The organism is Blautia intestinalis, assembly GCF_014297355.1.
Classification (GTDB): Bacteria; Bacillota; Clostridia; order Lachnospirales; family Lachnospiraceae; genus Blautia_A; species Blautia_A intestinalis.
The window spans coordinates 26,281-38,255 of the sequence record NZ_JACOQE010000007.1; the positions used below are offsets into that span (position 1 = coordinate 26,281).

Here is an 11,975-nt window from a genome sequence, read left to right on the forward strand (position 1 = left end):
CTTTCGGTTTCCATGAACGCTCATTCTTATTTGATTAGTGTTTCTTTTTTCTCATAAATGCAAGGACTCCTGTACCAGTCGCACCAATGCCGAGAAGCATAAACCACAGCCACAGATTGGTGTTATCCCCAGTCTTTGGTGAATCACTGACAGGTTTTCCACCTTCCGGTGTCTTTTCTGCCGGTTTTTTCTCATCCACCATAGTTATATGCTGTACTTCACCGGTATCCTTTACTTCGAATTCCACATCTTTTGCAACCAAATAGCCATCCGGTGCCGTTTCTTCACGGAGAGTGTATTTTCCGATCGGAAGCATTTCGATGTAATGTGCTTTCTCTGTACTGGTCCAGCTTTCCACAACTTTTCCATCCTGATCAAGGATTGTGAGTTTCGCTCCCGGAAGTTCTTTTCCGGCGATATCCTGTTTGGAGATTTTCACCTTCGTCACATCATCCTTCATCTCAACTTTCTGCACATCGGCAGTATCTTTGATCGTGAACTTCACACTTTCAGCTGTTACATAACCGTCGGTCGGTTTTGTTTCAACCAGTGTGTATTCTTTTCCGACAGTCAGCTCACGAATCACGTGTGCTTCTTTACCGGAAGTCCATTCATCCACGGTATTTCCATCAGCATCTACCACCTTCAGCTTACATCCTGGAAGTTCTTTTCCTGTTGTCAGACTGGATTTGGTAAATTCAACGACGGTTGGCTGATTATCAAAGGTAAAATCATAAGTGACTGTCGGCTGATCCTCACCTGCATACTCAAACGTAAATTCTTTTCCTTCATCGTTGGTTACGAATCCGTCCGGTGCATAGAGCTCTTTTACATAGTAAGTTGCTCCTATTGGAAGATCTGCAACAAATGTGATCTTTCCTTCTTCATCCGTAGATTTCAGTTCAATGATCTCATCGGCTTCAATCAGGACTTTACCAGTTGTCTCAGACTTAATGTCTTCCTTGGCAAATAATCCAAAGATAGCGCCTTCCAATGTACGGTCAGAATCTTTTTCTTTCTTAAGTACACTGACTTCTACTCTCTGGCGGTTGTTCTGCCAGTCTTTGTCATAGACTACAACTGGTGTATTCTGATCCACGTAAGTCAGCTCTACATGACGGATCTCACCATCCAGTACATGACCGTAAGCAGTTCCTGTTTCTTTCACATAGTATTTACCAAGTGGAAGATTTTCCAGTTTTGCAATACCGGTTTCATCTGTCTTGATCGTTGCGATCAGTTCATCCTTTTTATAGTAATCGTCACTGACGCCATCGGCAGCCTTAATGTCTTCCTCAGCATAGACTTCAAACGTAACATCTGTCAGTTTTCCGGTTACATAGTTGAAAATGTGTTCCACCACACCTTTGACCTTATCGGCCAGTGTAACAGAATCCAGGAATTCTCCCTTTTTGTTGATGATGAGTTCACCAACCGGTACCTCGTCCTTCATTTCCACTTTCTGAACCTCTCCGGTATCTTTGACTGTGAATGTCACATCATTGGCTACCAGATAACCATGCGGTGCAAACTCTTCATGTAGGGTATAAGTCTCACCCACTTTCAGATATTTGATCACATGCGGTGCATCTTTGGAAGATGTCCAGCTGTCTACTACATTTCCATCTTTATCCGTTACTTTCAGATAAGCTCCATCCAGTTCTACACCGGTTGTTGCATCTGATTTTGTGATCTCAACAGTTGTCGGCTGGTTCTTCTTTACGGATTTTAATGTTACTGTCTGTACATCCTGCCCCTGATAAGAAGCATCAAATCTCAGTACTTCATCCGAAGATACGAATCCATCTGGTGCTTTCAGTTCTTTTACATAATAGCTTCCAAGTGGAAGATCCAGTGTACATGCTGCCTGACCTTTTTCATCAGAAGTCATTTCCTGTAAAAGAGTATCTGCTTTAACGATCACTTTTCCATCTTTCGTCTGAATGTCTTTTGCATTGTAAATACCGAACACTGCTCCGGCTACTGTATTGCCTGTCTCAGCATCCTGTTTTTCGACCGTAATCGACACTTTCTGTCGTTCATCTGTGACAGAGATTTCTTTCTCGATCACTGCAGTATCCTGATCCGCATAAGCAAATTCGACATTTTCCGGCACAGTATTTAACACATAAGTGTCCGGTGCATTCTTCTCTTTAACATAGTACCTGCCAAGTGGAAGATTCTTTACGGTTGCATAACCATCTGCATCCGTTGTGACGGTTGCTACCAGTGCATCCTTTGCAAAATACAGAGTTCTCTGTCCATCTGCACCTACCTGATGATCGGCAGTATAAATATCCTCTGCCGCATAGACTTCAAATTCAGCACCTGCAAGTCCAGCCATTTCAAACTGGAATTCCTTATCAAATCCCTTTAACACTTCACCCTGTTTATAGATCTTTAACTGACCTTTGACCGGGGCATTGGTATATTCCACATCAATGACTGCATCTCCTGTGACAGGATCGGTCAGATAAGCAGTATCTGTATCAACTGCAACTGTCACATAGTTTTTGGATATTGTGTACCCATCGGGTGCCGTCACTTCCTCAATCCTGTAGTTACCAGGTTTCAGATTCTTTGGCAGTACCAGGTATCCTTCTTCATTTGTGAAATAAGATTTGTGTACCGTTGGCTTTGGATAGGATGTTGTCTGTTCCACATATTTCTGATTATCCAGGTCATATACCTTGAATTCAGTATTCGCCAGGAGTACAGATTTCTGTGTTTCTGCATCCTTTTTGATGATCTTTAATTTTGCTTTGAATTCCTTATCCAGAAGCACTCGCCATGTCTGTGGTGTATCCGGATGATTCTCTGTGATCTTCACTACAAAATCATCGACCGGTGCATAGTTGTGTTTGCTTGTGGTTTCTCTTACCACATAAGTTCCATATGGAAGCGGAATCGATCTTGCATATCCTTTTTCATCGGTAAACATTTCTGCCTGGCCATCTGCAGTCAGTACAACTGGTCTGGCTGAGTCAAAATCGTAACTTCCATCTGCTTTTACTTTCAGATCACTGACAAGCCATGCTGAAAAACCGACTCCCTTAAGTAGATCTGCATCGGTCTTTCCGTTGTTTGCTGCCTTGATGATCTGGAACGGCTGCTTGATGACAGTTTCTTTGCATACAGAAGTTCTTTCTACTGTCGGAACAGTAGCACCTTCATAAGTACAGTCCACATCATGTTCTGTCGGATCCAGTACGTATCCAACCGGAGCACTAAGCTCTTTCAGATAATACTTTCCAAGATAGAGATCCGATACAGAAGCCTCGCCATTCTTATCCGTTGTCAGAGATGTGATCAGGCTGTCTTTCTTATGGATTGTTCCGGTTCTTCCATCCGGATGAACAATATCTTCCCTTGCATAAAGACCATATACCGCACCTTCCAGTGTTGCATCACCCTGGGCTTCATTGCCTGTCTCAGCATCCTGTTTTGCAATGTTGAGCTTTGCATTTACACGTTTGTCTGTTACATTTTTAGTCGTTGTCTTTCCGATAGCAAGAGTCACATTATAAGACTTTGTATCGATCTGATACCCTGTTGGAACAGAGATTTCTTTCAGATAAACAACTTCCTGTGTCTTTTCCATTGTGAGCTGTGAAGCACCATTCTGATCAGTTGCAGGCATCTCTGCGATCAGCTTTGTACATGCAGCATCGGAATAGATCCCGTACACTGCACCAGCCAGTGCATTTCCTGTATCCTGATCTTTCTTTACAATGGATACTTTGCATTCTTTTGTCCAGGTTACTTTAAAATCCACATATTTCTCATTTCCGACACCTTCACCGAAAACAAGAGCCAGGTCCTGTGTTCCAGATCCTGTTGTGATCTTATAGGCTGAATATTCCTTATCAATACTTCCTTTCATCTTAGAAGAGAAAGTAGCACTGACATTTTCTGCCTGATTAAGTGGTGCTGTCAAATAGAACTTTGTACCACCGGAAATCTCCACATTAGCCCCTGCAGCACTGGTTTTACCGGTTGTCACATTTACAAGTTTTACACCTTTCGGCAGCTTGAAAGTGATTGTCTGCAGTTTATCCGCTTTGAATGTGGTCACACTTGTTCGCTGGCTGTTTCCTTCCACATAAGCCTTTACATTAGATTCGGAAAAGCTCATATCTACAGACGGAATGTCCGGCATATTTACACAATAATTGTAAAGCTCCATTGCCAGGTTCTTTCCTGTTGCATTAGTTCCGGATGCCCAGTCACTGGATCCATTTGCATAAGCTGCTGCAAGATGGGTAATGATGAATCTCTTTCCTGCTGGGAAATCCGGATGTTTCTCATCGAAGAAACCATTCTCATCACTTGCTTTTGTTCCGTAATAGCAGACCTTTGCAAGTGTCTTTCCATCGGCAAGTTTCTGGATCGTATAAGTTCCATTTCCCGGTCCTTTTTTCGATGGTTCAACACAGTATGCTGTCGCATTGATGCTTCCCCATTTCACATAATATGGACAAGTCAGATAAGAACCTAATCCATAATCTGCGTAATAGTACCAGGAACCGGCTGTGACTGTGACTGATTTTGTTCCTGTTTCACCGGAAGCAAGCATCATTGGCATATCAAAAGTAATACTTTCGCCTGCTTCAAGATCTGCAAGAGCAACTTCCTGGTCAACAGCTTCCTGCATAACCTCTGAGAGTGTGATCCCTGTTTCCGGATCAACGGTCTCCTGATCCTCCGTTGCTTCGATCTCTGCATCAAATTCTTTTTCTGTCAGTTCTGTTTTGCTCTCCGTTTCAGCAGCACCAGTTTCCTCTGTAGACGAGTCAGCCTCAGAATCCTCTGTTTCTGTCTTATCGGAAGAACCAGCATCCTGATCAGAAGAACTTTCTGACTGCGAATCTTTCTGCTGATCCGCTTCTTTTACCACGATCTTTCGATTGATCTGGTAGGTTGGGTGATCCGTTGTCTGTGGTTCTACATAATAGACTGCCTTATAGGAATTGGCATAATCGGTAGAAAAGTCATTCCCGTCCGTATCTTTTGCTTCCTGAAATGTAACTTTTACTTTGCTGTCATCCTGGATCGTAAGACCGGTATAATCACTCTTTACATCGAAATTGTCTCCAACCTTGATCTCATAATCCTTTGCAGTTACCACTTCATCTTCATCCAGCTGATCCTTGATCTCCTCATAATACGGAATCTTTTTTACAGATCCTGCATCCTCAGAAGCATAGGCAACAGCGGGAGAGAGTACCGTCGATAGAACCGTTACTGCTGTCAGTAAACCAGACATCACCCTGCGTGCGTTCTTTTTCACGTTCATTCTCTTAAATCCTTCCTTTCTGATTCTTTTGTGTATGGTTATCTGTTAGTTTCTGCATATTATCTTTTATACGAAGATGATCGCCTCCTTTCCTGAAATTTGCGCTATTTGGGACAGTCAGCACAAGCTGAGATAACAGCACAAATATATGGCGGTACCTGTTTGTCACAAATACCGCCACATGATTTCTACTGTCATCCTCTTTTTAGATTCAGACATTTTATTTTGATTTAAGATTTAAGCGTTTTCCTGTTTTCTTTCCCGGATCCGTTCCTATATCAGTTTCCATCTCTGATACGTTTTCTTCTGGCAGACACGCAGCTTTTCGCTCTATGCATGTTCAAACCAAATATCACTCCGGGCAGGCTATTCATTTTTCAAAGTACATGAAGGTGTTCTATGCAAACCCTTCATATAACGAAACGCTCAGAGCCTGTTTTACAGTGGTCTAATTCAATTTTTTTAAAATTCTTCGTTTTCAGCCTTTTTTTTCATCGTTTTTAATGCCCTGTTCAGGAGGTCATTTACACTCTGCTGTTTGATTCCCAGATAATCTGCGACATCCTGCTGGCGCATTTCTTCGAAATAAATCAGATTGAGTACCGTCTTTTGCCTCTCTGTCAATTCCTTGATCAGCGCATTCAGAATTTCTCTGTCGATAACATCGTCAACAAAATCTTTTGAAGATCCTCTCATAATCTCCGCATCATCTGTAACATCGCTGTTAGAAAATACACCATGATTGGTGCTGATTTTGCTCTGGCTGTATGCCATACGGTCTTCAGCCTCCATCAGCAGACGGATATACCAGTTTTCATTATCAAAGAACTCTTTATTGAATTCCTTGTTATCGCCAGTTACACTCACATATTCATAGTCATCACAACTATGAAGCGGAAATACGGTTGATTGATTTCCCGCTGTATAAAGCACATATCCGTGATCATAAACAGAGATCGTTGTATCTGCATTGATCATTTCTTTTACTACAACTTTGTGTTCTTTCAAGGATTTCACGCTTGGGATTCTTTTCTCCATATCAGCAACCTTCACGATTTTCTTCAGTTCTTTTAATGTCAACATAATGACCACCTTTCTGCCTTTCGGCTCCGGGTGGTTCTTTCCATCTTTTATGAAATTTCTGCACAGACATAAAGAACTGCAGCGCAAGAGGTCACGAACTCACCCGTTTTTTTTGAACGGGAGTCCGCGACTCCTTGATAACGCATAATCTGCTTACATAATTAGTATGTTAGATTACTGCTCATTTTGGGATTTGCACTGAATGCACTCTGATTTATTCTCTGTTTGCTGTTTGCGAAACATGGAATAATCGCCCATAGCATCGTAAGGACAACGCCTTACAAATTCCTGGTATTCGATTTCAGTCATCTTTGCTTCCTCCTTTGTGTCATATTATCAAAATCTCTATTTACAATTATTTTTGCAAAAAAGAATTCAACCTCTATATAACGAAACGCTGAGAGCCTGTTTTACAGTGGTGTACGACAAAAAAATTTAAAAATTTTTCGAAATACGTCAAAAAAGCCCGACAAAACAAATACTTCAACAATCTCCAAAACCAGAAAATACTTCTGATCTTGCAGTGTATCCGTAAATGTTTTGCCGGGCTCTTAGTGATTCCAGTCAGGTTCAGCTCCTTGACAAACTCTTGCTGTCTGGTGCGTTCTTGATGGTTCCGGCCAAATCCAACGCTTACTACAGACAGCTCATTCTATTCTGTTATGATCCCTGATTCATCATCTTTCGGGAATACGTCCGCATCCTGGACTTTAATTGTTCATCTCGGATGTGAATCGGACGAACCGACACCATATCATCCTTTACAAATATCTCCAATGTGCTGCGACATTTTTTGCACTCCACTTCTGAATCGCTTTGTGCGCTCTTTTCAATAAATGCTCCACATACAGAGCAGTGTACATGCCATTTAATAGCACCTGATCCCATATAGGCTTCCTCCTTTAAGCAATAAGATATTCTCCATTTATTACTCAACGGACCAAAGGGAAATCAAATCCGCCTTATGAGCATCATGCCATCCATTCCGTAAGTGCCAAAGCTACACGAACAGCACGATTTCTATTCTGATCAGATCTGCTTTGTCGATCTGTGCATCCTTTTTTATCCTTTCACCAGCTACCACTCACTCTTTCCGGTATAAAAAATTCCGCTGTGATTCATTAACATGATATTTCAATAGTTTCAAATACATCACCAGTCAGATCACAGATGTCCTGGATCTGGATCTCGGTATCATCAATCCGTAAGTGGACTGATGGATCAAAAAATTCTACGGTTCCAGATAATGTATGGTACTGACCAATTAATGGATTCTTCCATGACTTTTGAAAATAAGTTGCCTGTATCTTCATTCCATATGCCAGGATTCTTAATTTCATATCCAGCTCATTTTTCTTTTCCTCAGATAAATCTCTTTTCGGTTCATAAATGATTTCCTGTTGCCGGATTGTTTCATCCAATCCACGAAGTGCCGCAAATGGAGCAAACTGTTTTGCCCTGCGTCCTACATCCATGGGATGTCTCCTGGAAACCGGTCTTGGTAAATATAAATACGGTTGATATGCACTTGCCAGCACTTTTTGCACCTCCTCTAAGCACGGTGACCACCTATTTGCTCGTTGCGTTCTCTATAAGTAGAACACTCCAGCAGATTGGATCCACGCATGATCGCATTCTTTCCATAACGCTGCTTTACATTCAATACTGCTTCCTGTAAATGCCGTTCCTTATCGGTCTGTTTGGGATCATCAAACAGGCTGTACTGCACATAATTTTCAGGAGCAACCCTGTTCGCACACACCTCGATTCTTCGGATTCCGGTATATTTGTCTGCAATCCTGCGATATAAATCTTCCACTGCATCTATGATCTTTTTGGAACTGTTACTTTCTCTTTCGAGTTTTACGGTTCCTTTGGATGCCTCATGCTCATACCTGTGGTCATAGGCGATCCATAAGGTGAGAGAGTTTGTTACCAGTCCTTTTTCAAACAGATCCAGGACCAGATTGTCTGTCATTTCCCTTACGATCACAAGTGCTTCGTCAAAAGAATAATTTCGCATCAGCACCTGGCCATTCGATAGGCTGTGCTCTTCCGAATGATAGTTCTTGATGTCACTCATCCGGCATGTTTCATAACCCCATGCATGATCGATCAACAGCTCTGCATCAATCCCAAACATCTTATACAGCCAGTCTTCGGATCTTAAAGAAGCCATTGCGATATCGCCCATCGTATGGATCCCGTAACCAGCCAGTTTCTTTTCAGTCTGGGATCCAATCCTCCAGAAGTCACTTAATGGTTTATGATCCCATAGCTGCTCTCTGTAAGAGAATTCATTCAGGATTCCAATATGGTCATCCACATGCTTTGCTACGATATCCATTGCGATCTTAGCAAGATACAGATTGGTTCCCACACCTGCAGTTGCAGTGATGCCAGTTTCCTCCATGACTGCCTGCATAAGCTTTACCGCCATTTCTTTTGCAGTGAGATGATAAAGCTGCAGATAGTTTGTCACATCAATAAAACATTCATCGACACTGTACACATGGATATCTTCTTTTGAGACATACCGCAGATAGATTCCATAGATTTTTGCGGAATAATCCATGTACAGCTGCATCCTCGGCATGGCTGTAATGTACTTCACACAATCCGGTATCTCATGGATCCGGCACCGGTTCTTGATGCCAAGCGCCTTCATGGCCGGAGTGATTGCCAGGCAGATTGTTGACTTTGATCTGGTAGGATCTGCAACCACCAGGTTTGTTTTAAATGGATTCAGCCCACGTTCTACGCATTCTACAGAAGCATAAAAGGACTTCAGATCAATACAGATAATAGAAGTCTGATCCTGACTCACATTGCCACCTCCCATACGTCTTTCCTCTTTTTGTAACATGTATCCCATTTTGACTATCAATGATTGTCTATCCTTCCTGTTTTCATTGAATTACAGGAAATTCATTTCACATATCCATTGACAAAAGAGGAAATATTGTGTATCTTATAGGAAAGATGTTTCCCTTATCTGTAATTCACATTATAGGAGAGATATTTCCCTTTGTCAAGATTAATTTTTAATTTTCAGGAGACACATTTCCCGTTTTGCCTTGAGGCGGCTAATGAAACTTATAAGACAAGGCTTAGAAAGAGGTATGTTTATGACATTCGGTGAAAAAGTAAGATCATTAAGAAAAGAAAAAAAGATGAGTCAGCAGGAACTGGCCAGTATGGTTGGTGTTTCATATAGGACCATTCGATCCTGGGAAGTAGAAGGACGTTTTCCAAAACAAAATGTTCTGTATCAGAAACTGGCAGATGCATTACAGTGTGACGTTTCTTATCTCATGAGTGAGGATGAAGCTTTTATCACAGAAGCATCCGAACAGTTTGGTAACCGTGGTGCCAAACAGGCTCAGCAGATCCTGGAACAGGCTGCAGCTATGTTTGCTGGTGGATCACTGACAGACGAAGATAAAATAGCTTTTATGGATGAGATCCAGAGCCTTTATCTGGATTCCAAAAGACGTGCAAAGAAATTTACACCGAAAAAATATCTGAAAAACCAAGAGGAAAAATAATAGAAGGCGGGATTATTGTACACCTAATCTGTTACCTTATAGTTACAAGGATATTTCTGCCCTTTTTATTTTTTACTTTTGAGGTGATTTATTTGAGAAACACTTACATATATACAGAAACAAAGAAATTAATCAAGAAATATGGCACCAGGGATCCCTTTGAGATCATGGATCAGATGAACATTGTTGTCGGGGAAACTTCCAGATATAAGACACTGAAAGGATATTGTTTTATGAGCTGCAAGACGATCTATGTCATGATCAGCAGTTTCCTTTCAGAAGAAGAAAAGATGATCGTTGCCGCCCATGAATTAGGGCATATCATCCTGCATCGTTCCCAGCTGAAAATGGCTCCGATGCAAGATGATACACTCTACAATATGACGGATAATACAGAATACCAGGCCAATCTGTTTGCTGCCGATCTTCTGATTGATGATGAGGAGATCGAAGATATGGTTCAGAACGAAGACCTGGATTACTTCGGACTCTGCAGTTCTCTGAATGCAACTCCGGAACTCATGAGCTTTAAACTATACAGCCTGACAAAACGAGGCCAGGCTTATCATATGCCGATGGAGATTCAGAGTAATTTCCTGGCAAAATAATAAAGGATAAGCGCATTCTACAATAAGAAAACTATAGATTTATCTCACTGAAAGGAGGAACATTTATGTCAAGACATCATATTGAAAAAGTAACTTGTCCTTCCTGCCATCATGAGGGGGATTTTGAGCTCTGGGACAGTATTAATACTGCACTGGATCCTGAAATGAAAGAGAAGGTACTTAATAAATCTATTTTCCTTTATACTTGCCCGAGCTGTGGAGAGACCTTTCGTTTAAACTATCCTACACTCTATCACTAGATGGAAGATCTTATCATGATTTATCTGGTTTCTGAATCAGAAGTAGAAAAGACATATGAAATGTTTTATGGTGAAAATGCTTTGTTTGATTTTCGTACTGAAAAATATTTATCCCGAATCGTAACGTCACCAAATCAGCTCGTTGAAAAGATACAGATTTTTGATGCAGGTAAAGATGACAGGATAATGGAACTTGTTAAATTACTTGCGACAGATTCTCTTCTCGAAAATAATCCTGATGAAGAATTTGATGAACTGCGCTTTGCTGTCGACGATGACGGAACAAATATTCTTGTAATCATTAATAAGGGTGAGACCACTGGTGCAGTTGACATTGACGATATGTATGAATTTGCTTCTTCACACTGCACTGATTTCAAAGATCTCCGAGATGATGAGGATATTGTTATCAATCGGGAGTGGATTCTTAACAAACTTGCTGAAGCAGAAAACGAATAGTATATTTGGTGGCTACACCCCCAAGCCCCTGTAGAATAAATAACGCCAGTACTGGATATCAAAAATCCCGCACCGGCGTTATTTATTAAAATATTTTGTTTTTTAATCTTCAACACTCTCTACTGAAACTTCTTTTTTCTTCCTACTTTTACCAGAAATCATCTTGTGTCCTGTATAAATAGCCATAATCATGCAAAGCAAAGTACTTGCTGCAAAGTACTTATGGCCTTCTTTTGATCCCTTATAACCTGTATAAAAAGTTCCAAGCATTGTAATCAGTGCACTGATAGACCAATATTTATGTGCTTTCATTCAGATACCTCCTGCCGTTTTTCTTAATCATATACCTTTTAAAATATATATACAAACTGGTATTTTGAATCAATCGACAAGCAGCTCGGAGCTTCCACTATAAATTCATACCTTCAGCAAATAGGATATGGCAATGAAAATATATCCGGAGATTTCTCTTCCTACTGGATGCAGTCATCCTTAAAGATTTCACCAGTAGAACAAGTTGAACTTTTGAAAAATTTATATCGAAACAACTTCAACTTTACTCCTGCTAATATTCATGCCGTCAAAAATTCCATCCATCTTACCGCCTCTGAAAATGGAGAATTTATGGAAAAACCGGAACCGGACGAGTGAACGGGCAGGATATAAATGGCTGGTTTATAGGTTTTATAGAAAGCCAAAATAATACATACTTTTTCTCCAC

At 41.0% G+C, this 11,975-nt stretch carries 10 protein-coding genes and 2 pseudogenes; 5 read left to right on the forward strand and 7 right to left on the reverse strand.

Going from position 1 to position 11,975, the window contains the following annotated elements; translation table 11 throughout:
- Window positions 1–34: 34 nt before the first annotated feature.
- From H8Z79_RS11510 to H8Z79_RS11530, 6 genes are all read right to left on the reverse strand, one after another.
- On the reverse strand, window positions 35–5,296 hold the full coding sequence (locus tag H8Z79_RS11510) for a SpaA isopeptide-forming pilin-related protein (RefSeq protein ID WP_187002852.1): 5,262 nt from the start codon (window positions 5,294–5,296) through the stop codon (window positions 35–37).
- 462 nt (window positions 5,297–5,758) lie between these two features.
- A complete protein-coding gene (locus H8Z79_RS11515) occupies window positions 5,759–6,379 on the reverse strand; it encodes a sigma-70 family RNA polymerase sigma factor (RefSeq protein ID WP_117528502.1) in 621 nt (206 codons plus the stop codon).
- A gap of 174 nt (window positions 6,380–6,553) precedes the next feature.
- Window positions 6,554–6,688, reverse strand: coding sequence for a hypothetical protein (locus tag H8Z79_RS17155; protein WP_255785577.1), 135 nt, complete (start codon window positions 6,686–6,688; stop codon window positions 6,554–6,556).
- A 351-nt stretch (window positions 6,689–7,039) separates the two neighbouring features.
- Window positions 7,040–7,267 (reverse strand): hypothetical protein, encoded by a 228-nt coding sequence (locus H8Z79_RS11520; protein WP_005334838.1) that lies wholly within the window; start codon window positions 7,265–7,267, stop codon window positions 7,040–7,042.
- A 233-nt stretch (window positions 7,268–7,500) separates the two neighbouring features.
- A complete protein-coding gene (locus tag H8Z79_RS11525; protein ID WP_003864619.1) occupies window positions 7,501–7,854 on the reverse strand; it encodes a hypothetical protein in 354 nt (117 codons plus the stop codon).
- Between the two features lie 77 nt (window positions 7,855–7,931).
- Window positions 7,932–9,221, reverse strand: a complete 1,290-nt coding sequence (locus tag H8Z79_RS11530) for a Y-family DNA polymerase (RefSeq protein ID WP_456298200.1) — start codon at window positions 9,219–9,221, stop codon at window positions 7,932–7,934.
- Window positions 9,222–9,468: 247 nt separating this feature from the next.
- On the opposite strand from H8Z79_RS11530, the gene H8Z79_RS11535 reads away from it, so the two are divergent.
- The 3 genes and pseudogenes from H8Z79_RS11535 (at window position 9,469) to H8Z79_RS11545 (ending at window position 11,254) form a co-directional block, all read left to right on the forward strand.
- Complete coding sequence (locus tag H8Z79_RS11535; RefSeq protein ID WP_005334845.1) at window positions 9,469–9,927, forward strand: helix-turn-helix domain-containing protein; 459 nt, start codon at window positions 9,469–9,471, stop codon at window positions 9,925–9,927.
- An 83-nt stretch (window positions 9,928–10,010) separates the two neighbouring features.
- The gene (locus tag H8Z79_RS11540) at window positions 10,011–10,535 is read left to right on the forward strand and encodes an ImmA/IrrE family metallo-endopeptidase (protein WP_005334847.1); all 525 of its coding nucleotides are present in this window, start codon (window positions 10,011–10,013) and stop codon (window positions 10,533–10,535) included.
- 65 nt (window positions 10,536–10,600) lie between these two features.
- Window positions 10,601–11,254 (forward strand): annotated as a pseudogene (locus H8Z79_RS11545) (CpXC domain-containing protein).
- A 102-nt stretch (window positions 11,255–11,356) separates the two neighbouring features.
- On the opposite strand, the gene H8Z79_RS11550 reads toward H8Z79_RS11545, so the two are convergent.
- The gene (locus H8Z79_RS11550; RefSeq protein WP_005334849.1) at window positions 11,357–11,566 is read right to left on the reverse strand and encodes a DUF6219 family protein; all 210 of its coding nucleotides are present in this window, start codon (window positions 11,564–11,566) and stop codon (window positions 11,357–11,359) included.
- 99 nt (window positions 11,567–11,665) lie between these two features.
- Here H8Z79_RS11550 and H8Z79_RS17690 point away from each other — a divergent pair, with 99 nt between their 5' ends.
- Together H8Z79_RS17690 and H8Z79_RS17695 are read left to right on the forward strand one after the other, a co-directional pair.
- A complete protein-coding gene (locus H8Z79_RS17690; protein ID WP_334285710.1) occupies window positions 11,666–11,905 on the forward strand; it encodes a penicillin-binding transpeptidase domain-containing protein in 240 nt (79 codons plus the stop codon).
- Window positions 11,902–11,958 (forward strand): annotated as a pseudogene (locus H8Z79_RS17695) (hypothetical protein); the annotation flags it as partial. The gene H8Z79_RS17690 and the pseudogene H8Z79_RS17695, both read left to right, overlap by 4 nt.
- Window positions 11,959–11,975 lie beyond the last annotated feature (17 nt).

Bases quoted from the DNA above. Each gene is read 5' to 3' on its own strand.
- H8Z79_RS17155 (WP_255785577.1), bottom strand. From the start codon at position 6,688: ATGACTGAAATCGAATACCAGGAATTTGTAAGGCGTTGTCCTTACGAT.
- H8Z79_RS11520 (WP_005334838.1), bottom strand. From the start codon at position 7,267: ATGGGATCAGGTGCTATTAAATGGCATGTACACTGCTCTGTATGTGGA.
- H8Z79_RS11535 (WP_005334845.1), top strand. From the start codon at position 9,469: ATGAAACTTATAAGACAAGGCTTAGAAAGAGGTATGTTTATGACATTC.
- H8Z79_RS11510 (WP_187002852.1), bottom strand. From the start codon at position 5,296: ATGAACGTGAAAAAGAACGCACGCAGGGTGATGTCTGGTTTACTGACA.
- H8Z79_RS11550 (WP_005334849.1), bottom strand. From the start codon at position 11,566: ATGAAAGCACATAAATATTGGTCTATCAGTGCACTGATTACAATGCTT.
- H8Z79_RS11525 (WP_003864619.1), bottom strand. From the start codon at position 7,854: ATGGATGTAGGACGCAGGGCAAAACAGTTTGCTCCATTTGCGGCACTT.
- H8Z79_RS11515 (WP_117528502.1), bottom strand. From the start codon at position 6,379: ATGTTGACATTAAAAGAACTGAAGAAAATCGTGAAGGTTGCTGATATG.
- H8Z79_RS11530 (WP_456298200.1), bottom strand. From the start codon at position 9,221: ATGGGAGGTGGCAATGTGAGTCAGGATCAGACTTCTATTATCTGTATT.